Genomic DNA, 20,774 nt, shown 5'->3' on the forward strand with positions numbered 1-20,774 from the left:
TGATCCGGACGCGGAAGAGGGCGCCCCCGCCGCACAACGGGAACGCCCTCCTTCGCGTACGTAACCGCGCCTGCCGCTACTGGGCCCGGTCGAAGTCGATCGCGCTGTACGCGCGCAGCTTCGACAGCCGGTGCGTGGAGTCGATCTGGCGGATCGTGCCGGACTTCGAGCGCATCACCAGCGACTGGGTGGTCGCGGTCTCCGAGCGGTACCGGACGCCGCGCAGCAGCTCGCCGTCCGTGATGCCGGTGGCGACGAAGAACACGTTCTCCCCGCTGACCAGGTCGTTCGTCGACAGGACGCGGTCGAGGTCGTGGCCGGCGTCCAGCGCGCGCTGCCGCTCCTCCTCGTCCTTCGGCCACAGCTTGCCCTGGATCACGCCGCCCAGGCACTTGATCGCGCAGGCCGAGATGATGCCCTCGGGCGTACCGCCGACACCGAGCAGCAGATCGACGCCGGTGCCTTCCTTGACGGCCATGATCGAGCCGGCGACGTCGCCGTCCGAGATGAACTTGATACGCGCGCCGGTCTCGCGGATCTCCTTGACGATGCCCTCGTGGCGGGGGCGGTCCAGGATGACGACCGTGACGTCCTCGGGGGAGGAGTTCTTCGCCTTGGCGACCCGGCGGATGTTCACCGAGACCGGGGCGTCGATGTCGACGAAGTCGGCGGCCTCGGGGCCGGTGACCAGCTTGTCCATGTAGAAGACCGCGGACGGGTCGAACATGGTGCCGCGGTCGGCGGCGGCGAGGACGGCGATCGCGTTCGGCATGCCCTTCGCCGTGAGCGTCGTGCCGTCGATCGGGTCCACGGCGATGTCGCACTCGGCACCGGTGCCGTCACCGATGCGCTCGCCGTTGAACAGCATGGGCGCTTCGTCCTTCTCGCCCTCACCGATGACGACGACACCGTTCATCGACACGGTGTGGACGAGCGTGCGCATCGCCTTGACCGCCGCGCCGTCGGCACCGTTCTTGTCACCTCGGCCGACCCAGCGGCCGGCGGCCATCGCGGCGGCCTCGGTGACCCGGACGAGCTCCAGGGCGAGGTTGCGGTCGGGGGCCTCGGGAGAGACCTCGAGCGGAGGCGGAAGATGGTGCTCGGTCATCGGAGCGCACCTTTCTGTACGACGACGGCCGGATAAAACGAGGGTGCCCCGAGACTCTATCGGTACCCCGACAGAATGAGCAGTGGGCCCCACGTATGAGCGGCGTCATGACCTGAGAACATGGGTGCGTGGCAGGTATGCGAGGCAAGCAGACGGTACGGAACATGTTGCTGTCGATGGCGGCGGTCGCGCCCGTCGTCGTGGCGGCCTATCTCGTCATTCCGCACGACGACTCGGGCGACCCGGTCAAGGCCAGGGACTACACGGTAGAGCTCCAGACGGCGCGGCGCGCGGCGCCGTACCCCGTGGCGGCACCGGTCGGGCTCCCGGAGGGCTGGAAGGCCACCTCCGTGCGGTACGACCGCTCCGACGAGAACGCCTGGCACCTCGGCTTCCACAGCCCCGACCGGCAGTACGTCGCCGTCGAGCAGTCCACGGCGCCTGCGAGGAAGTTCGCTTACGCCGTGAGCCAGCGGGCCGAGCGGACCGAGGAGACGCAGAAGGTCGGCGACCAGGTCTGGGAGCGCTGGGAGGGGCCCAAGTACGACGCGCTCGTCCGCCAGGACAAGGGCCACACGACGGTCGTGACCGGCACCGGCTCGTACGAGCAGCTCGGCCTGGTGGCCGCGGCCCTGGAGTCGAAGAAGGCCTGAACGCGCGGCGAGGCCGCCGCTCCGGAAGGAGCGGCGGCCTCGGTTCTTCCGGTGCCCGTGCAGGGCGCTGTCACCCGTGCGGTCCCGGCCCGGTTTCCCGCGCCGGGACGTGCCGGCCGGGATGCGCCGGACGGTGGGCCCGCGTGCGTCAGACGGTGGTGACGACGTCCTCGTAGGCGCGACGCGGGGAGCGCGGGAACGACGCGTTCTCGCCGGGCTTGCCGATGTTGACGACCATCACCGGGGTGTGGTCGCCGTCCAGGAACTCCTTCTGGACCCCGGCGAAGTCGAAGCCGGTCATCGGGCCGGCGGCCAGGCCCGCGGCGCGGACACCGACGATGAAGTACGCGGCCTGCAGTGCGGCGTTCACGGTGGCGGAGCTCTCGCGGGCCGGGCGCTCGGTGAAGAAGAGGTCCTTGGCCTGCGGGAAGTGCGGCAGCAGCTCCGGCAGCTCCTCGTGGAACTCGTTGTCGGCGGCCAGGATCGCGACCAGCGGCGCGGAGGCGGTCTTCGCCTGGTTGCCCTCCGCCATGTGCTTGACCAGGCGGCCACGCGCCTCCTCGGAGCGGACCAGGACGATCCGCAGCGGGGTCGAGTTGAACGCGGTCGGGCCGTACTTGACCAGGTCGTAGATCGCCTGCACCTGATCCTCGGTCACCGGCTCGTCGGTGAACGTGTGGGCGGTGTGGGCCTCGCGGAACAGCAGGTCCTGGGCGGCGGCGTCAAGGGCGAGAGTCATTACGGCGAACCTTCCAGTGGGTACGGGGCGTCTTGCGAGCGGTTCAACCGGGCGCCTATTGGTTAAATTTCAACTAACGCCGAGTAGTGGCGCACGTCACATTCATGGCTGTTCGCCTCATGTGGGGGTCACGCCTCGCCTCACGCTTCGATACACGCCTCGCCTCACGCCTCGGTACACGCCTCGCCTAACGCCTCGGTACACGGCTTGTTCACACTCCGGTCCGTCCCGCTCGGTCCGTCTCACTCGGTCCTGGCTCGCCGGTGCGGTGCGGTGCGGTGCGGTGCGGTGTGGTGCGGTGTGGTGCCGTGGTGCAGCAGCACAGGGCGGGTCAGCCGTTCGCCGAGCCCGTGCCGTCGGCGGTGTTCGCCCCGCCGCCGTTCTCCGCGCCCTCCGAACCCTCCGCGAGCGCCGCGTCCAGCCGGGCCCGGGCGCCTTCCAGCCAGTGCCGGCAGACCTTCGCGAGTTCCTCGCCGCGCTCCCACAGCGCAAGGGACTCCTCGAGCGTCGTGCCACCCGCCTCCAGACGGCGTACGACCTCGATCAACTCGTCCCGCGCCTGCTCGTAACCCAACGTGCCCGCGGTGTCTGTACTGGCCATGTGCTCCACCCTATGTGCGCGGTACGACAGCGATGTTGCGGCGGCGGGAACCGTTGCCCGGACCGCGCCACCGCGCCCGGTCCGGACGGGGCCTCCGGCCCGTCGGGGCGGCCCGCCGGGTCGAGGGGCCAGACCCCCTCACGGCCGGGGACCGACGGCGACTTCCTCGGGACGCAGCGGCTCGTGGGTGCGGCACCGCCGTCGCCGCACTCCGGCTCGGCGAGGCGGGGCATCCGCGGGCCATCACCATCCGGCATCCCCTCCGCCCGTCACTCCGTGACCCGAACCGAGAACTCGCCCTCCGCGACCCGGGCCCGCAGTTCCTCACCCTCCGCGACCTCCTCCGGCGCCCGCACCACCTTGCCGTCCGCCTTCTGCAGGACCGCGTAGCCCCGCTCCAGCGTCGCTGCGGGCGACAGCGCGTACACCCGAGCACGGGTGTGCGACAGCTCCGAGTCCGCCCGGTCCAGCAGATGCCGCAGCGTGCGCCGGCTCCGGCCGAGCAGGGCGTCGATCTGCTCGGCCCGGTCGTCCACCATCCGGTGCGGGTGCTCCATGCACGGCCGTGCCAGCGCATGGGCCAGCCCCCGCTCCTCGCGATCGATCAGCCCCCGGACCGTACGCAGCGCCCGGTCCCGGAGCAGCCGCACCCGGTCCAGCTCCTCGCCGACGTCCGGCACGACCTTCTTCGCCGCGTCCGTGGGAGTCGACGCCCGCAGGTCCGCCACCAGGTCCAGCAGCGGGGAGTCCGGCTCGTGACCGATCGCCGACACCACCGGCGTACCCGCCGCGGCCACCGCCCGTACGAGCTGCTCGTCCGAGAACGGCAGCAGGTCCTCCACACTGCCGCCGCCCCGGGCCACGATGATCACGTCAACCTCGGGCAGCGCGTCCAGCTCCCTGACCGCCTGCACCACCTGGGGCACCGCGTGCACACCCTGCACGGCCACGTTGCGCACCTCGAAGCGGACCGCCGGCCAGCGGCGCCGGGCGTTCTCCAGTACGTCCCGCTCGGCCGCGGACGCCCGGCCGCACACCAGGCCGATGAGCTGCGGCAGGAACGGCAGCGGCCGCTTGCGGTCGGCCGCGAACAGGCCCTCCGCCGCCAGCGACTTCTTCAGCTGTTCCAGCCGCGCCAGCAGCTCGCCGACACCGACCGGCCGTATCTCCGTGGCGCGCAGCGACAGCTGTCCCCGCGGGGCGTACCACTCCGGCTTCGCGTGCACGATCACCCGCGCGCCCTCGGAGACGACGTCGGCCACCGTGTCGTACACCTGGCGGTAGCAGGTCACGCTCAGCGAGATGTCGTGCGACGGATCGCGCAGCGTCATGAACACCACGCCGGCGCCCGGCCGCCGCGACAACTGCGTGATCTGTCCCTCCACCCAGACCGCACCGAGCCGGTCGATCCATCCGCCGATCAGCCGTGAGACCCGGCCGACGGGCAGGGGGGCCTCGGGAGACGTCTGCAAAGCCATGCGGCGAGCGTAGTGGGAGCCTCTGACGCAGCCCCCGGTTCCGTGGGTGATCACCGGCGCGGCCTGGCTCCGTCCGCCGGTCGGGCCCCGCCCTCGACGCCGGGAACCCGCCCTTAACATGGGGGCATGACTGCTACGAACGCCCGACGCGTCCTCCTCGCCGCTCCCCGTGGCTACTGCGCGGGCGTGGACCGTGCCGTGATCGCCGTGGAGAAGGCCCTCGAACAGTACGGGGCGCCCGTCTACGTCAGGCACGAGATCGTCCACAACAAGTACGTCGTACAGACCCTGGAGAAGAAGGGCGCGATCTTCGTCGAGGAAACGGCGGAGGTCCCCGAGGGCTCGATCGTGATGTTCTCGGCCCACGGTGTCGCCCCGATCGTGCACGAGGAGGCGGCGGCCCGGAAGCTCGCCACCATCGACGCGACCTGCCCGCTGGTCACCAAGGTCCACAAGGAGGCCGTGCGGTACGCGAAGGACGACTTCGACATCCTGCTGATCGGCCACGAGGGCCACGAAGAGGTCATCGGCACCTCCGGCGAGGCCCCCGACCACATCACGCTGGTCGACGGGCCCGACGACGTGGAGAACGTGACGGTCCGCGACGAGTCGAAGGTCGTGTGGCTGTCCCAGACCACTCTGTCGGTCGACGAGACGATGGAGACCGTCGACAAGCTCAAGGAGAAGTTCCCGCTCCTGCAGTCCCCGCCCAGCGACGACATCTGCTACGCCACGCAGAACCGCCAGATCGCGGTCAAGCAGATGGGCGCCGAGGCGGACCTCGTCATCGTGGTCGGCTCGCAGAACTCGTCGAACTCCAAGCGGCTCGTCGAGGTCGCCCTGCTCGCCGGTGCCCGGGACGCGCATCTCGTCGACTTCGCCGACGAGATCGACGAGGCCTGGCTGGAGGGCGTCACCACGGTCGGAGTCACGTCCGGCGCGTCCGTGCCCGAGGTGCTCGTCGAAGGCGTCCTGGAGTGGCTGTCCGCGCGGGGCTTCGAGGACGTCGAGATCGTCAAGGCGGCCGAGGAGTCGATCACGTTCTCCCTGCCGAAGGAGCTGCGCCGCGACCTCCGGGCCGAGGCGGCCCGCCTCGCCGACCAGTGACCCTCGCCGGGACCACCGGGAAATGACCCCTGGTCACCGCTTCCGGCGGTGACCCTGCGTTCCACGCCGTAACGTTGGGTCCATGCAGATCTTCGGAGTGGACATCGGCGGATCGGGAATCAAGGGCGCGCCCGTGGACCTGGAGCGCGGAGACCTCACCGAATCCCGCCACAAGGTGCTGACCCCGCACCCGGCCACCCCCGACGCGGTGGCCGGGGCCGTGGCCGAGGTCGTCAGCCATTTCGGCTGGTCGGGGCCGATCGGTATCACCTTCCCGGGCGTCGTCACGAGCCGTACGATCCGCACCGCCGCCAACGTCGACAAGGGCTGGATCGGCCTGGACGCGGTCCGGCTGCTCGGCGGCCGGCTGGGCGGGCTGCCCGTCACCGTCCTCAACGACGCCGACGCCGCCGGCATCGCCGAGATGTCGTTCGGCGCGGGCCGCGGCCGCACCGGCACCGTCATGGTGCTGACCTTCGGCACGGGCATCGGCAGCGCGCTGTTCTCGGGCGGCCGGCTGGTGCCCAACACCGAGCTCGGTCACATGGAGCTGGACGGCCACGAGGTGGAGAAGCACGCCTCGACGAAGGTCAAGGAAGACCATGATCTGAGCTGGAAGGACTGGGCGCACCGCGTCCAGAAGTATCTTGCCCACGTCGAGATGCTGTTCTCGCCCGAGCTGTTCATCATCGGGGGCGGTGTCAGCCGCAAGGCCGACAGGTTCGTCCCGCTGATCCAGGGCATCGAGGCGGAGATCGTCCCGGCGGAGCTGCAGAACAACGCGGGGATCGTGGGTGCGGCGATGGCGGCGGCGGAGGAGCACACCGTCTGAGCACGCCGTCCGGGCCGACCCGGCCCCGAGCACCTCCGCCCCGACCCCGAGCACCTCCGATCCCGGCCCAGAGCACTCCCGACCCCGGCCCAGAGCACTCCCGACCCCGGCCCAGAACACTCCCGACCCCGACCCCGGCCCCGACATCGACCTGCGGCTGCGCCCGAACGTGCCTACCGCAGCCGGGCGCGGCGGCGCTGCATCAGCCGGACCTTCCGTACGGTGACGATCAGCCCGGCGATGAGCGTGCCGCCGTAGAGCCAGCCGGCGTGCAGGGCGAGCGTGGTCACGACGGCCATGACCCGGGCGCCGACCCCTTCCGTACCGCCGGCGATCGGTACCGCGCCGACGGCGAACGCGATCGGCACGCCGATCGGCGCGGTGACCAGGTCCGCGGGCCGCACCCACAGCGCGGTCAGCGCGCTGACGGGCAGGAACAGCAGGCCGTAGACGATCGGCTCCCCGCCCAGCAGGAGCGAGTCCAGGCAGCCCAGGAGCAGCATCGTCATGGACGCGAACAGCCCCGCGCCCAGGCCGGTCAGGCGGGGACGGGGCATCCTGCGCAGCGCCACCACGACGGGGGGCGTCGGCCGCGCGGGACGCGTCTCGACGCGGTATACGGCGGCGGAGGGCTGCTGGGTGCGCGTCCTGTATTGCTCCACCCGACCAACGTAGGTCGCGGGGAGGGCGTTATCAGGCGTTGGACACGCCCTTTGTGTGAGCTTGGCGATGAGTTCGATGGCACGTGGCCGCGATGTCACCGGGCCGCGCCCGTAAACTGGGGGATCGGCCCCTGCCGCTCGCGGTCCCACGGGCCCGTCCCCTACCCCTCTCGCTACGGGAAGTCGCCAACGTGTCGCTCACGATCGGAATCGTCGGCCTGCCGAATGTCGGCAAGTCGACCCTGTTCAACGCCCTGACCAAGAACGACGTACTGGCGGCCAACTACCCGTTCGCCACCATCGAGCCGAACGTCGGCGTGGTCGGCGTCCCGGACCCGCGCCTGGCCAAGCTCGCCGAGGTCTTCGGCTCGCAGCGGATCCTTCCCGCGACCGTCGACTTCGTCGACATCGCCGGCATCGTGCGCGGCGCCAGCGAGGGTGAGGGCCTGGGCAACAAGTTCCTGGCGAACATCCGTGAGTCCGACGCGATCTGCCAGGTCATCCGCGCCTTCAAGGACGAGAACGTCGTCCACGTGGACGGCAAGGTCTCGCCCAAGGACGACATCGAGACGATCAACACCGAGCTGATCCTCGCCGACCTCCAGACCATCGAGAAGGTGCTGCCGCGCCTGGCGAAGGAGGCGCGGATCAAGAAGGACGTCCAGCCGAAGGTCGCCGCGGTCGAGGAGGCCAAGGCCATCCTGGAGAAGGGCGACACCCTCTTCTCCGCCGGCATCGTCCAGGGCACCGAGAAGGCCGCGATCCTCCACGACCTGCACCTCCTCACCACCAAGCCCTTCCTCTACGTCTTCAACGTCGACGAGGAGGAGCTGACCGACGAGGCCTTCAAGGACGAGCAGCGCGCCCTGGTCGCCCCGGCCGAGGCGATCTTCCTGAACGCCAAGCTGGAGGCCGACCTCGCCGAGCTCGACGACGACGAGGCCCTCGAACTCCTCCAGTCCGTCGGCCAGGACGAGCCCGGCCTCGCCACTCTCGCCCGCGTCGGCTTCGAGACGCTGGGCCTCCAGACCTACCTCACGGCAGGCCCCAAGGAGTCCCGCGCCTGGACCATCAAGAAGGGCGCCACGGCCCCCGAGGCGGCCGGTGTCATCCACACCGACTTCCAGAAGGGCTTCATCAAGGCCGAGGTCATCCACTTCGTCGACCTGGTCGCCACCGGCTCGGTCGCCGACGCCCGCGCCGCGGGCAAGGCCCGCATGGAGGGCAAGGACTACGTCATGCAGGACGGGGACGTTGTGGAGTTCCGCTTCAACGTGTAGTGGGTGACGTACCACCACATCGCTGATCTGGCAAACATGCAGGTCAGAAGGGGTCCGACTCTTCGGCGTCGGGCCCCTAGCTTTTTCCCGTGCTGGGATGGTGCTGGGAAATCTGACCCATCGTCACCCGTCATCACCCCTGCTCACCCCTACCGTGCTGGGATCGTGCTGGGATGCCGGTGACACTCCCGTGCTGGCTCGTGGGCCACACCTCGGCAAGAGGGGGAGCGGGTACCGTCGACCCACCCGCGCTCACACTTTCTTCACGGCTCCGAAGGCCCTCGCGGAAACAAATCCGCACCTGCCCGACGTTGTCGATCTCCGAATCGAGGAGGGGAAGGTGTCGGGCCTGAAGCTGTTCCACACGACGAAAAGCGGCGTGACCGAGGTCACGCCGCGTCTTGCTGAGGTAGAGGCGGATGTGCAGGGCCTCGTCGAGGCTCACATGGAGACGCTGCTGGGCGTCCGTTTCATGGCGAGCGAGTACAGCACAGGGTCGGTTCACGGGGGCCGGATCGACTCGCTCGGCTTGGACGAGAACGGGTCGCCGGTCATCGTCGAGTACAAGCGGGGTGTCGACGCCGGCGTCATCAACCAGGGCCTGTTTTACCTCTCGTGGTTGATGGACCACCGCCGCGAGTTCGAGCACCTGGTCCGCGACCGGCTCGGGGCTACGGCTGCGGCCCAGGTGTTGTGGAGCGGACCGCGCCTGATCTGTATCGCTGGAGACTTCACGCGCTACGACGTGCACGCCGTACGCGAGCACCGGAGGTCGATCGACCTGGTCCGCTACCGACTCTTCGGCTGCGACCTGCTCGGGCTTGAGACCGTGGCGTCCGTGAGCGGCGGGACACCGGTCGCCCGGCGGGCGCGCCGACAGGCGGTCGCACGGGCGGCAGTCGACGTCAAGGGGGCGTCGATGGTCGAGCTGGCGAACGCGGTCGACGAAGCATTGCTCGGTCTCGGGGACGGCGTGAACTGCGTTGAGCGCAAGCAGTACCGGGCGTATCAGCGTCTGCGAAATTTCGCCTGCGTCTGTCCGCCTCAGCGGAGCAAGATCCTCGTCTACCTGAAGGTCGACCCGAAGGACGTCGACCTCGTTCCCGGGTTCACCCGGGACGTGTCCGGGCTCGGGCATCACGGGACGGGCGACTTGGAGGTACAGCTCCGCACGCCGAGGGACGTGGAGCGTGCACAGGCTCTGTTCAGGGCGAGCTACGCAGCGGCGTGATCGCTTGACGGCACCTTGGCCATGAGCGCTTCGCGTTTGGTCTGTGGTCGTCTGGGTGGTGCCTTTCGATGTACGGGCAGGTCGTGGCGGTGGACTATCAATGGTGCGCGGGATCGCCGGTTTGGCTAACCGGCGATCAGCCGCTATGTTGCCGCTTCCCTCGGAGGCGCTCAGGTGCCGAGCAGGTGACGGACCCCCGAGCCCCATACCCGGTTCTGTGCCTGGGGAGCTGTCTACCGGTACGTAGTCGCTGTCGCAGGCCAGTGCCCCTTCGTGGCGCACAGTGTTGGCGCACGTGGACGCGCCGGGACCCTTGATGGGGTGTTATTTCGTCGCGATGACGTAGACGCTGCCCCAGCGGCGCTTCGGGTTGGCCATGGCGGGGTCGAAGGTCCAGGGCTCGACGGTGGTGAAGCCGGCCTCGGTGAAGAGCTGGACGAGCTTCTCGTGGTCGTAGGCCCACAGGTGCGGGGTGTACGTGGGGTCGTCGTCCTGGTCGCGGAAGACGAGGTTGATGAGGTCGAGCCGCGTGTTGATGTCGCTGCGGCAGTCGCGCCTGGCGTACCAGCGCTCGATCGTCTCGTCGGTGGCGTCCAGCGGGCCGGGGTACTGGCTCATGGCGAAGGCGGCGTCGGGGACGCCGGTGATGACCCGGCCGCCCGGCACGAGGACGCGGTGGGCCTCGCGGACGTAGTGCTTGGCCGAGCGCGGGTAGTCGATGTGCTCCAGGAAGTGCTCGGAGAAGATCTCGTCGGTGCTGTCGTCGTGGAGGGGGATGCCCTCGCGGATGTCCCAGAGGAGGTCGGCTGGCGGGACGAGGTCGATGTTGAAGAAGCCGTCGATGCGGTGGGCCCCGCCGCCGATCTGGACCTTGGCGGGCTTGTCGTCGATCCGGCCGTTGGGCCAGGCACGCCGGCTGGAGTGGTGGTAGCGGTGGAGGTCGATCTCCTTGGCGGCGGCCCGGAGGGTGCGGGCGAGGCCGTGGGTGGTGGCCGGGTCGGCGAGGACGGAGGCGATCTGCTCGCCGAGGAGGTCGACGGAGGGCATGCCGGAGGGACTCATCACGGATCTCCTGCGTGTGAGGTTGCTCGGGTGGGGTGTGCCGCGAGAGGCGGCGGTGGATCAGGCGACGCTGGGCGTGGGGGCGGTCCACTGGTTGTTGCGCATGAGGGTGTACTTGATGTCCACCAGGCGCGGGGCGATGGTCAGCGAGAGCTCTTCGGCCGGGTGGAGGTGGCCGGCGTCGTCCTGCTCGGCGCGCCAGACGCGGTAGTCGAGGTTGGGGTAGGCCGGGTTGATGCCGATCTCGCCCTTGGGCATCGTGCCGTTGAACGGGGCGACGATGTCCATGTGGTTCCAGTAGTTCCAGGCTTGCAATGCCTTGTGCTGGTCGAAGTAGAAGTAGAAGTCGGGGTAGCGGCCGAAGGTGCGGAGTTCTCGGTGGATGAGGTGGCCGAGGAGCGGTCCGAGCTGGGTGGCCAGGGAGTCGAATTCCCAGCGCGTGTGGTGCCAGGCTTCGGGGGCGTCGCCAGGCGCTAAGAGGCGGGCGGCGACGAGGTAGCTGATCCGCTCGACCAGGTAAGCGCTCGCGTGGCTGGTGTCGATGGTCGGGTCGACTCGGTGGATGAGCGCGGCCAGCTGCTTCGGACGGGGACGGAACCTCGCCAGGTCGAACTTGCCGGCCATGGCGGGGAAGGAGGCGAACAGCATCTCCTTGTACAGCCAGTTGTTCAGCTCGCCGAGCTCGGCAAGGCGCCGGGTGTGGTCAGACGTCGAGTGGAGCATCAGGTACTCGGCGACCGCTTCGAAGTACAGGTAGCCCAGGATCGGCAGGCGGGGGATCGTCTCGTCGAGCAGCCTGAGGAACGGTTCGGCGTCGACCTGGGTGCCCTGGTAGGCGAGAGCGGCAGCGGTGGCGAGGAACGCGGCCGAGTTCTTGACCCGGCTGACGACGGTCTCGCGCAGCTGGTGCCGCTCGTTCTTGCTCAGCAGGTATTCGAGATGGCTGTAGATCTGCAGGTGAATGAGGCCCAGCCGCAGGTAGTCCACGCCGGCGAGACCGCGATACGCCTGCGGCGGGGTGTCGATCTCGAAGATCAGCGGGGCGGGGACGCGATCGGTGACGCCGAGCTTGGCCAGGAAGGCCGGCGCTTCCTTGGTCAGGACGTAGGCGCCGAGGTTGTGCATGCGGAAACCCTGGTCGGTCGCGGTGACCGGCGCGCAGTAGATGCTCCCGACGAGGCAGCCGCCCGACGGGTAGAGCACTCCCTGTCGGCTGATCTCCTCCAGGGCGTGGGTGACGTGCAGGAGGTGCAGCTTGCCGTTTCCACTCAGGGCCTCGAAGAGGGCGTTCTGCCGCAGCAGGTGGCCGTTCGGGGTCTCCTCGGCGAGTCGTCGTTCCCAGTTCGCAGCCTGGGCAGCGAGCGGGTCGGTGTGGTCGGAGGGGCTGGGAATGAGGGTGGAGTCGAAGAAGGCGTGGGCGTCGGCCCACAGGTGGTAGGCGTCGAGGAAGTCCATGGTCAGACCAGGCCCTTCTCGGCGAGCGCGTAGCGGACGGCCGCGGTGCCGCTGGCCCCGGCGAGGTAGGCCCGTTCGGAGATGAGGACCAGGTCGAAGGCGAGGCCGCGCAGATGGTCGAAGGCGGGTTCGCGGACGTACCGGGAGTCCGGCCACCACTTCAGCTTCGGCATGCGGTAGCGGTCCAGGGCGTCGGCGGCCTTGACCACATCGGTGATGCGCTCGGCCCGGGCGTGGTCGGTCCTGTCGTCTGCGGTGAACGTCTCGTAGGGGACGTCGTGCAGGCGGACGGCGGTGGCCGCCTGCACGATCCGCCGTGGCGTGGCGGTGAGGCCGAAGTGGCCCCAGACGGTGTCGGCGTTCGCGGCGAGCCAGATGGCCGCGCGAGCGCCATGTCCGCGGTCGTCCTTATCGTGGCGCCGCTGGCAGTCGTGTACGGCGGCGGCGAGGACGGCCGTGGCGGTGTCGGCGTCGTCGAGGCAGTTTGCCTCGGCGAGGACGGCGGCGAGCGCCGCCGTCCTCATGGCGTGCCGGACGCCGTGGAGCGAGGTGTACAGGCGGGGGTCGGCCCACCACCGGGTGGGCAGTCCGCCGTGCGTGAGCAGCTTCTTCGACTGCGGGCGCAAGGCCGGCTGCGGCGCTGACGGGAGGTCGGGCCGGTTGTCGCTGATCCACTCGATGGTGGGGTGGTCCATGTGTTGGTGGAGCGGGAGCTGCCCTCGGGCAGCAAGGTCGATCAGACTTGCGGTCAACGGGGTCGTGCTCATTCGTGCCCACCCCCTTGGTGGTCTCCGCGGTGATGTTCCTTACCGGATCGGTGCGGCCTGCTGTTCGCGCTCCTTGCGCTCCTTCTCTGCGGCCTCGAAGGCGGCCGTGAAGTCGGCCAGCTCCTGCTCCGTCATCAAGGTCACCCCGAGCGCCGTGGCGACGTCCGTGATCTTGGCCTCGGCCTCGGCGCGGGTGGCGTCCGGGGCGCCGTCCTCCAGCAGCACCTCGAACTCTGCGTGATAGCCCCACGCCTCACTCCACTTGACCGCGATCTCGACGCCGTCGAAGCGGAAGTTGTGACGGAAGTTGAACGCCTCATGCATCACCGACTCGAACCCGAGGGCGTTGAACACCTTCACCGCGCCAGGAACGTCGGCGGGTGCGATGGCGAACTCGGTCTCCGCGAAGGCCGCCCCCTGCCCGATCTTGCTCCCCTTCAGGGTGATCTTGGCGGTGCCGGCGGCGGTGTTGTCGGTGACCTTCAGGAGCTGGTCGGGGAGCACGTAGAAGTAGATGTGTTTGTCGTCGGGGCCCAGGTCCTCCCCGTCCGCCTTCAGGCGGGTGACGAGCTGGTCGTGGACCTCCTTGGTGAAGCGGGCGCGCATCTCGATCTCGACGGCCACGGGGCTGACGCCTCCTCGTTTCAGGCATGGCGAAGCCAGCCGAACCCTGCCGTGCGGGGGCTGTCCGGTCGGGCGATCGCTATGGGGTTGGTGGTCGAACGCGGGGTGACGCGGCCGATGGGGGTGCCGGCCGCATCACGCCGGTGAATCTGTGGGTGTCAGCCGAGGGTGCCGAAGCGCTCCTGGACGACACCCGAGTGCAGGTAGGTCGGCAGCTGAATGCCTCCTACCGATGTCCGGCCGGTGGCGACCTGCTCCTCCGTCTCGCTTGGGAAGCCCTCCAGCAGACGCAGGCACTGGTCGGCCCACTCACGCGACGCGGGCCAGTCGCCCAGGTCGCGGTGGCGCACTGCCAGGGCGTACGCGGTCTCGGTGGCCGCCCACCGGTCGGTCGCCAGCTCACGCTGGAAGATCGACTCCAGTTCCTCGGTGGAGGCCAGGCGGGTCTGGTTGGTCATGGTGCCCTCTCGGTTCATACGGTCGTGCCCCAGTGGTGATCAACGCGACGGCGTCCACGTGGTGACGCCGTGACCCGCTGCTAGTACGTATAGATTTCGGCCAGGGTCTTGTAGTCCTGCAGCTCGTCCTTGCCGAACCACAGCTCCACCTCCTGCTTGGCCTCCTCCGCGTTGCCGGAGGCGTGCACAAGGTTCGCGACCGCCTTGCCAGAGGCGATGCTGGCCGCGGCGCTGTAGTGCGAGAAATCGCCCCGCACTGTGCCGGCCGGGGCCTCGTTCGGGTACGTGCTGCCGACGATCTTGCGGACCGTGGCGATGGCGTCGAAGCCCTCCAGCACCAGAGCGATAACCGGCCCCTGCTGCATGAACGTCGACGTGACGTTGTAGACCTCCGAACCCAGCCGTTCCTCAAGGTCGAAGTAGTGCTGGCGGGTGAACTCCTCGTCCATCCACTTCATCTTCGTGCCGACGATCTTCAGCGCGGCGTCCTCAAATCGCGTGATGATCCTTCCCGCCAGGCCACGCGCCAGCGCATCGGGCTTGAGCAGGACGAGCGTGCGCTCGACAGTGTGTGCCTGAACCTCGGGCATTGACTTCCTTTCGCCTTGCTAGCAACCGAACATGACGGACGATCAGCCGTCACCTGCTGAGGTTACCGGCGCTGGCAGGGCGGTCCGGGCGCGCGGGCAATGCCACGGACGGGTGAACGCCGGCAATGGTGCCGACGCGCAGTTGACGCGAGGCCCGATTCGGCCAACTTCTTTGTCGCCGCTATGCGATGGAGGTCTGCACCTAGAATCTCCGTGTGGTCGTCTGGCGCCTTCGCGCCTCTGATGTGTCTCCAAGGGACTGAGCCGTCGGCGGGTGGTTCCTTGGCCCCTGGTGACTCCGATTCTTCCGGGGCTCTTCTCGCGCGACCATGAAGCGCCAGTGCAGTGGGGGTGCACTTTCGGCGCACGGGTTCCTGCACCGGAGCAGCGACGAGGGGGCAGTCTTGTGGAGGTGATCGAGCGCTGGAGCGGCCGGTACGCCTGCCTGCTGCAGTCCGCCCTACGGCTCGGCAACGAACAGTTCGCCACCCTCCTGGGCATCGCCGTGAGGACCGTGGCCACCTGGCACTCCGACGCGTCCGTCGTGCCTCGCAGGGAGATGCAGCAGCTACTCGACACGGCTTACGAGCAGGCTCCTCCGGCTGCACGACAGCGCTTCGCGCTTCTGCTGGCGAAGGAACGGTCCCCAGCGGACTCGATGCCACCGGGCGCGCAGCCCCTTCGGGTGGCTATCGCGGTGGTGGTCCGCGACAGCGATGTCCTGCTGGTGTGCCGGCGGGACGACGACGCTGCTGGAATCACGTGGCAGTTCCCGGCTGGGGTCATCAAGCCGGGAGGCAAGGCGGAGACGACCACCGTGCGGGAGACCTTGGACGAGACCGGTGTCCACTGCGCGGTCCGGCAGCACCTCGGGAACCGCCTCCACCCCGTAACCGGCGTGCTGTGCGAATACTTCCTCTGCGAGTACCTCGCGGGCGAGGCCATCAACAGCGACGCGGCGGAGAACATCGACGTCATGTGGGTCCCCAGAAACGCGGTGCCGCGCTTCATCCCCGTCGATACGATCTTCCCACCCATCCTGGCTGTCCTGGAGGAGCAGACGTGATGCAGCAGAACGCGGAGGAACGACCGGGCATCGCCGCGGCCATCGTCGTCCACGAGGGGCGCGTGCTCATGGTCCGCCGCCGGGTCAGCGAGGGGCAGCTCTCCTGGCAGTTTCCGGCCGGTGAAGTGGAGCCCGGGGAAGCGCGTGAGGACGCCGCTGTGAGGGAGACCCAGGAGGAGACTGGCTTGGACGTGGCCGCTGTGAGGCTGCTCGGCGAGCGGGTCCATCCGAAGACAGGCCGGCTGATGTCGTACACGGCCTGCGAGGTTATGGGCGGCACCGCCCATGTCGCGGACACCGAGGAGTTGGCCGAGCTCGCTTGGGTCGCCCATGGCGAGATCCCGCGGTACGTGCCGTACGGGTTGTTCGAGCCGGTGCAGAAGTATCTCGACGCAGCCATGACTGCCTGAGCAGTCCCGTCTCGAAAGGGGACGGTCTCGTGATCTCGAGTGAGTGCGATGTCGTCGGGGCCGGGGCTGGAGTGGCGGGACTGACCATCGCGTCGTTCTCTCCGAGGTCAGAGCGTCCGGTGGGGGCCATCGGCGGGGTGGTACCCGGTGCACCACGGCTCTGCCCGGCAAGGACTGTGCCGACACGTACTGCCTGCACGACAATGGTCCTCGGGACCCCGGGGTCCCATAGTGTCTCTCATAAGCCTTGATGTACCTGGAGCCCCCGCTGTGACGCTGTCTGCCCCTCCTTCGCCTACGGCGCTCGACCTCGTGTTCAAGCGGGTCGTCGAGCGCAAGGCCGCACGCGCCGAAGCGACACTGCAGGCCGACATCCGCCAGTTCCTGCTCGAAGCGGACCTCAACCTTGGCGAGCAGGATCTCCTGACCCCCGTGCTGGAAGCCCAGGTGGGTAACGGCACCGGCCACCGCATCGACATCGAGATGGGCGCGACCGTCATCGAGGTCAAGAAGGACATCAGCCGCCCGAAGGCCCGCAACGAGGCGGTTGTGCAACTGACGAAGTACGTGCGGGCCCGAACTGAGCAGCGCGAACGGCGGCACGTCGGCATCCTCACCGACGGCGCTGACTGGCGGGCCTACACACTGGTCCGCGACGAGCTGAACGAAGTGAACCGCTTCGACGTGCGGGAGCGCAACGTCAAGGCGCTGGACCTGGTCCGGTGGCTCGAAGGCGTCCTGGCGACGTCCGAGGGAGCCGCACCCACACCGGACGCCATCGCGACCCGCCTCGGAGCGGACAGCGTCGCCCACTCCATCGACAAGACGATCCTTACGGCGCTGTACGAGGAGAATAAGAACCAGCCGACTGTCCAACTGAAGCGCGATCTGTGGGCACGGCTGCTGCGCAGCGCCCTGGGCGCCCAGTTCGAGAACAGCGACGACCTGTTCATCGAGCACACGCTCCTGGTGAACACAGCCTCGATCATCGCCCACGCCGTGATGGGCATCGACGTGAAGGACACGGCACCCGCCTCGCTGGTCTACGGTCAGCTGTTCGCACAGGCGCGAATCTCGGGTGTGGTTGAGTCAGATTTCTTCGGCTGGCCACTGGAGACCGAGGGTGGCGAGGGCTTCGTCCAAGACTTGGCTCGTCGGCTCGCAGGCTTCGACTGGTCGAGGGTCGAGCACGACGTCCTGAAGGTTTTGTACGAGTCGGTGATCTCCACGGAGACGCGTAAGAAACAGGGGGAGTACTACACCCCGGACTGGCTGGCGGAAGCGACGGTGATCGAGGCCGTCCCCGACTCGCTCAACCAGCGGATCATGGACCCGTCGTGCGGTTCCGGCACGTTCCTCTTCCACGGCGTCCGGCGCTACCTGACCGCCGCAAAGGATGCCGGACTGCCCCTGCGTGAGGCACTGGACAGCCTGCACGACCATGTTGCCGGCATCGACCTCCACCCTGTCGCCGTGGCACTGGCCCGCGTCACCTACCTCCTCGCCATCGGACGCGAGACCCTGACCTCCGAAGAGCGCGGTCCGATAAGCGTCCCCGTCTATCTGGGCGACAGCCTCCAGTGGGACCAGCGCACTGACCTCATCGACCACGGCCATCTCGTCATCCAGACCGGCACCGGCAACCAGCTCTTCGCCAACGAGCTACGCTTCTCAGAAACGCTGGTGCAGGACGCCAGCCGCTTTGACGCGATCGTCAACGAACTCGCCGACAAGGCAGCCGACCCGCACCGAACCAAGGGCAAGCTGCCCTCCCTCACCGCCGTCTTCAACCGGCACGGCGTCGCCGACAAGGACGACCAGGAAGAACTTGCGGAGAACTTCCGTGTCCTGTGTGAGCTGGTCGACGAGGACCGCAACCACATCTGGTCCTACTATGTCCGCAACCTCGCCCGACCCATGTGGCTCTCGCGCGCCGAGAACCGCGTCGACGTCCTCGTCGGCAACCCGCCCTGGCTCTCCTACCGGCACATGCCGGGGCACATGCAGAAGACCTTCAAGGACATGATGCAGGCACGCGGCCTGTGGAAGGGCTTCGAGGTCGCCACCCACCAGGACCTTTCCGGCCTGTTCATCGCCCGCGCCGTCCAGCAGTACCTGCGCGAGGACGGCTCCTTCGCCTTCGTCGTCCCGAACCCGGTCCTGGACCGCCCCTACTGGACAGGTTTCCGCAGTGGGGAATGGACCGACCCCGACCACCCCGTTAAGGTTGGCTTCACCGGCTCCTGGGACCTGCGCCGACTGCGTCCGCACTTCTTCCCCCGCGCTGCCGCCGTCGTTTTCGGCAAGCGCCGCACCCTCAGAATCGGGCAGCAGGGCAACAGCGCCGTGGCGCTGCCTCGGAAGACCGAGGTCTGGACTGGGAAGATCCCGAAGAATGCCGCTCACTGGGAACGCGCTAAGGGCTGGATTACCCGGAAGGCGGGTGAACTGCGCTACCCCAAGGAGGGGCTGATCAGTTCCCCCTACCGGGAGCGATTCATGAATGGGGCGACTATCTTCCCCAAGGTCTTCTTCTTCGTAGAGGAGCAGGCGGCCAGCCCTCTTGGCCTGGGAGGAGGTCGCGTCGCAGTCCGCTCTCGGCGCAGCACTCTGGAGAAGAAGCCCTGGAAGGACCTTCCCGATCTGGAGGGATCGGTCGAGAAGCAATTCGTCCGGCCCGTTCTGCTTGGCGAGCACGTCGTCCCCTACCGAATCTTGGGTGCCGACAAGGCCGTCCTGCCCATTGAGGGAACGAAAACCCTCATGGACGGTGAGCACGACCACCTCGACCGTTACCCCGACCTGGCGAAATGGTGGCGCGACGCGGAACGGCTCTGGGATGACAACCGCTCCAGCGGACGTCTCTCCCTGGCCGAAAGGCTTGACTTCCGCAAAGGGTTGACCGAACAGCTACCCGGCGCGCCGCTGCGTGTGGTTTACGGAGCATCCGGCATGTACGTCACGGCGGCGCTGGTGGACGATCCGAACGCAATCATCGAGCACAAGTTGTACTGGGGAACCGTCGCCACCCGGCAGGAGGGCATGTACATGCTGGCGGTACTCAACTCGCCGTACACCACCGAAGCTGTGCGCCCCCTCATGTCCTACGGCAAGGACGAGCGGGACATCGACAAGGCCGTGTGGGAGCTGCCCATCCCAGACTTCGACCCGGCCGACCCCAAGCATGCACGAATCGCGGAGATCGGTGAGGCGGAGGCCCAGCGGATCGCGGAGCTGAAGTTCGAGGATGGCAAGAGTTACATCCAGATCCGCCGCACCCTGCGTGACTTCCTTTTCAGTTCCCCCGATGCCGAGGAACTGGACCTGATGGTCACCGAACTGCTCGGCTAAGAAGCAGCCCCGCCCTCCGAACGGCCCACTTCCTCGGCGTTATCACCGGGGAAGTGGGCCGGCGGTCTACCGGCGGGCGCAGGGTCGGCCACGGCACCGCCTCGGTCAGAAGGGCGTGTCAAGTGGTGGTGGAACATCAATCCGCAGATTGGCCAACTGGCGACCTCGGGCTCTGCTTCCCCGCTCTGGCCCGCCGGTGATCACCAGCAGCCGCGGCCTATGCTTCACGGCCCGTGAGCGGCTGTGGACCCGTTGTCAGTGGTGAGTGGTGGGATGAGATTCGCGCCATTGCCGCCGACCCAGGAGTCGCCCGCATGAGTTCACGTATTACGGTCCCGCCCCCTCGTGAGCCGAAGATGACGCCGGAGCGAGCCCGCCATCTCGCTCTGGTCGCAAGGATCAGACACGAGCGACGAGCAGCTGGGCTGCCTGACGAGGGCCGGTGTGGCCGGCCCTTGAGCGACGGAATCCGACGATGCCAGTCATGGCCGCTGCCTGGCCTTGCCGGATGTGCGCGTCACCTCAACGACGAGGAATGGCAAGACACCATCGACTACCCGCATGCGTATCTCCGCGACGTCTCCGGCGGATGCGTCCATATGACGGTAGAGCAGCAGACAGAACAGAGACTCAGGGCCGCCCAGCCACCCGCCTGCCACTCCTGGCCGTACCCAAGAGCTGTGCCCTTGCCCGACGAGGACCCCGTCGAACTGCTTGTTGCCTGGCAAGCGGGCCGCTGTGCCGGGTGCGGACACGCGTTTCACTCCGACGCAGTGGTCGACCACTGCCATGAGACTGGCCTCGTCCGCGGCCTCCTATGCACCCAGTGCAACAACGCCGAGGGAATCGCACCGCCCCGCCATCCCCGGTGGTTCAGATACCGGACGATGCCGCCGGCGCTGATCCTCGGATTGCACCTCCAGTACGGGAAGCCGGTGCGTCGTCGTCTCGTCCAACTCGTCGCCGAGGTGGAAGGCTCGGCGATCCAGGGAGGATGACCGAACGGCATGGTGCTGTGATCGCTGTCGGGCGGCGCTCTCTGCCAGCTGAGGAGTCAGGCCACCGCGCGGCTCGGCGCAGCCGCACGGCGCGCCGCTGGCACCGACGCTTCGCCTCTTCACCCGGGCAGATGCAGCGATGCCACGCCGCGACCCGCCTGTGACACAGGGGGACGGTGCTCACGGCAGCGAACTCCTGGTGACCGGGGCCTTGAGGGTGATCCACTCTGTGCGGCTGGTGAGAATGCTCAGGCGTCCCACTCGTTCAGGTATCCGGACTTCACGCACCACGGGGATGCGGC

The 20,774-nt window shown here is 68.3% G+C and carries 20 protein-coding genes; 9 read left to right on the forward strand and 11 right to left on the reverse strand.

What is annotated here, in order from left to right:
- Positions 1-76: 76 nt before the first annotated feature.
- Positions 77-1,108, reverse strand: coding sequence for a class II fructose-bisphosphatase (gene glpX, locus ACZ4Z5_RS25040; protein WP_468266399.1), 1,032 nt, complete (start codon positions 1,106-1,108; stop codon positions 77-79).
- 128 nt (positions 1,109-1,236) lie between these two features.
- Between glpX and ACZ4Z5_RS25045 the strand changes: the two genes are divergently transcribed.
- On the forward strand, positions 1,237-1,761 hold the full coding sequence (locus tag ACZ4Z5_RS25045; RefSeq protein WP_468266401.1) for a DUF4245 domain-containing protein: 525 nt from the start codon (positions 1,237-1,239) through the stop codon (positions 1,759-1,761).
- Between the two features lie 148 nt (positions 1,762-1,909).
- Here the strand turns inward: ACZ4Z5_RS25045 and ACZ4Z5_RS25050 are convergent, their stop codons facing one another.
- The 3 genes from ACZ4Z5_RS25050 to xseA form a co-directional block, all read right to left on the reverse strand.
- Positions 1,910-2,500, reverse strand: coding sequence for a malonic semialdehyde reductase (locus tag ACZ4Z5_RS25050; protein ID WP_468266403.1), 591 nt, complete (start codon positions 2,498-2,500; stop codon positions 1,910-1,912).
- A gap of 331 nt (positions 2,501-2,831) precedes the next feature.
- Positions 2,832-3,101, reverse strand: a complete 270-nt coding sequence (locus ACZ4Z5_RS25055) for an exodeoxyribonuclease VII small subunit (protein ID WP_468266405.1) — start codon at positions 3,099-3,101, stop codon at positions 2,832-2,834.
- A gap of 269 nt (positions 3,102-3,370) precedes the next feature.
- Complete coding sequence (gene xseA / locus ACZ4Z5_RS25060) at positions 3,371-4,579, reverse strand: exodeoxyribonuclease VII large subunit (RefSeq protein ID WP_468266407.1); 1,209 nt, start codon at positions 4,577-4,579, stop codon at positions 3,371-3,373.
- Positions 4,580-4,705: 126 nt separating this feature from the next.
- Here xseA and ACZ4Z5_RS25065 point away from each other — a divergent pair, with 126 nt between their 5' ends.
- On the forward strand, positions 4,706-5,686 hold the full coding sequence (locus ACZ4Z5_RS25065; RefSeq protein ID WP_468266409.1) for a 4-hydroxy-3-methylbut-2-enyl diphosphate reductase: 981 nt from the start codon (positions 4,706-4,708) through the stop codon (positions 5,684-5,686).
- 82 nt (positions 5,687-5,768) lie between these two features.
- Positions 5,769-6,518: a polyphosphate--glucose phosphotransferase gene (gene ppgK, locus ACZ4Z5_RS25070; protein WP_468266411.1), complete on the forward strand. Its 750-nt coding sequence runs from the start codon at positions 5,769-5,771 to the stop codon at positions 6,516-6,518.
- 173 nt (positions 6,519-6,691) lie between these two features.
- On the opposite strand, the gene ACZ4Z5_RS25075 is transcribed toward ppgK, so the two are convergent.
- On the reverse strand, positions 6,692-7,180 hold the full coding sequence (locus tag ACZ4Z5_RS25075; protein ID WP_468266413.1) for a DUF6542 domain-containing protein: 489 nt from the start codon (positions 7,178-7,180) through the stop codon (positions 6,692-6,694).
- 191 nt (positions 7,181-7,371) lie between these two features.
- On the opposite strand from ACZ4Z5_RS25075, the gene ychF reads away from it, so the two are divergent.
- A complete protein-coding gene (gene ychF / locus ACZ4Z5_RS25080) occupies positions 7,372-8,460 on the forward strand; it encodes a redox-regulated ATPase YchF (RefSeq protein WP_468266415.1) in 1,089 nt (362 codons plus the stop codon).
- 340 nt (positions 8,461-8,800) lie between these two features.
- Positions 8,801-9,691 carry a DUF5655 domain-containing protein gene (locus ACZ4Z5_RS25085; RefSeq protein ID WP_468266417.1) on the forward strand — a complete coding sequence of 297 codons (891 nt, stop codon included), beginning with the start codon at positions 8,801-8,803 and terminating at the stop codon, positions 9,689-9,691.
- Positions 9,692-10,015: 324 nt separating this feature from the next.
- Here the strand turns inward: ACZ4Z5_RS25085 and ACZ4Z5_RS25090 are convergent, their stop codons facing one another.
- From ACZ4Z5_RS25090 to ACZ4Z5_RS25115, 6 genes are all read right to left on the reverse strand, one after another.
- The gene (locus ACZ4Z5_RS25090; protein WP_468266419.1) at positions 10,016-10,753 is read right to left on the reverse strand and encodes a class I SAM-dependent methyltransferase; all 738 of its coding nucleotides are present in this window, start codon (positions 10,751-10,753) and stop codon (positions 10,016-10,018) included.
- 60 nt (positions 10,754-10,813) lie between these two features.
- Positions 10,814-12,208, reverse strand: a complete 1,395-nt coding sequence (locus ACZ4Z5_RS25095) for a hypothetical protein (RefSeq protein ID WP_468266421.1) — start codon at positions 12,206-12,208, stop codon at positions 10,814-10,816.
- A gap of 2 nt (positions 12,209-12,210) precedes the next feature.
- Positions 12,211-12,975, reverse strand: coding sequence for a hypothetical protein (locus ACZ4Z5_RS25100; protein WP_468266423.1), 765 nt, complete (start codon positions 12,973-12,975; stop codon positions 12,211-12,213).
- 39 nt (positions 12,976-13,014) lie between these two features.
- A complete protein-coding gene (locus ACZ4Z5_RS25105; protein WP_468266425.1) occupies positions 13,015-13,599 on the reverse strand; it encodes a CYTH domain-containing protein in 585 nt (194 codons plus the stop codon).
- 158 nt (positions 13,600-13,757) lie between these two features.
- Positions 13,758-14,057: a hypothetical protein gene (locus ACZ4Z5_RS25110; protein ID WP_468266427.1), complete on the reverse strand. Its 300-nt coding sequence runs from the start codon at positions 14,055-14,057 to the stop codon at positions 13,758-13,760.
- 80 nt (positions 14,058-14,137) lie between these two features.
- On the reverse strand, positions 14,138-14,647 hold the full coding sequence (locus tag ACZ4Z5_RS25115; RefSeq protein WP_468266429.1) for a nucleoside-diphosphate kinase: 510 nt from the start codon (positions 14,645-14,647) through the stop codon (positions 14,138-14,140).
- A 406-nt stretch (positions 14,648-15,053) separates the two neighbouring features.
- Between ACZ4Z5_RS25115 and ACZ4Z5_RS25120 the strand changes: the two genes are divergently transcribed.
- From ACZ4Z5_RS25120 to ACZ4Z5_RS25135, 4 genes are all read left to right on the forward strand, one after another.
- Positions 15,054-15,713 carry an NUDIX hydrolase gene (locus tag ACZ4Z5_RS25120; RefSeq protein ID WP_468266431.1) on the forward strand — a complete coding sequence of 220 codons (660 nt, stop codon included), beginning with the start codon at positions 15,054-15,056 and terminating at the stop codon, positions 15,711-15,713.
- Positions 15,713-16,123 carry an NUDIX hydrolase gene (locus tag ACZ4Z5_RS25125; protein ID WP_468266433.1) on the forward strand — a complete coding sequence of 137 codons (411 nt, stop codon included), beginning with the start codon at positions 15,713-15,715 and terminating at the stop codon, positions 16,121-16,123. The genes ACZ4Z5_RS25120 and ACZ4Z5_RS25125 overlap by 1 nt, the downstream gene beginning before the upstream one ends.
- A 270-nt stretch (positions 16,124-16,393) precedes the next feature.
- On the forward strand, positions 16,394-19,474 hold the full coding sequence (locus ACZ4Z5_RS25130) for an N-6 DNA methylase (protein ID WP_468266435.1): 3,081 nt from the start codon (positions 16,394-16,396) through the stop codon (positions 19,472-19,474).
- Between the two features lie 599 nt (positions 19,475-20,073).
- Complete coding sequence (locus ACZ4Z5_RS25135; RefSeq protein WP_199800641.1) at positions 20,074-20,472, forward strand: endonuclease domain-containing protein; 399 nt, start codon at positions 20,074-20,076, stop codon at positions 20,470-20,472.
- Positions 20,473-20,774 lie beyond the last annotated feature (302 nt).

The organism is Streptomyces sp. NPDC030222 (assembly GCF_055573115.1).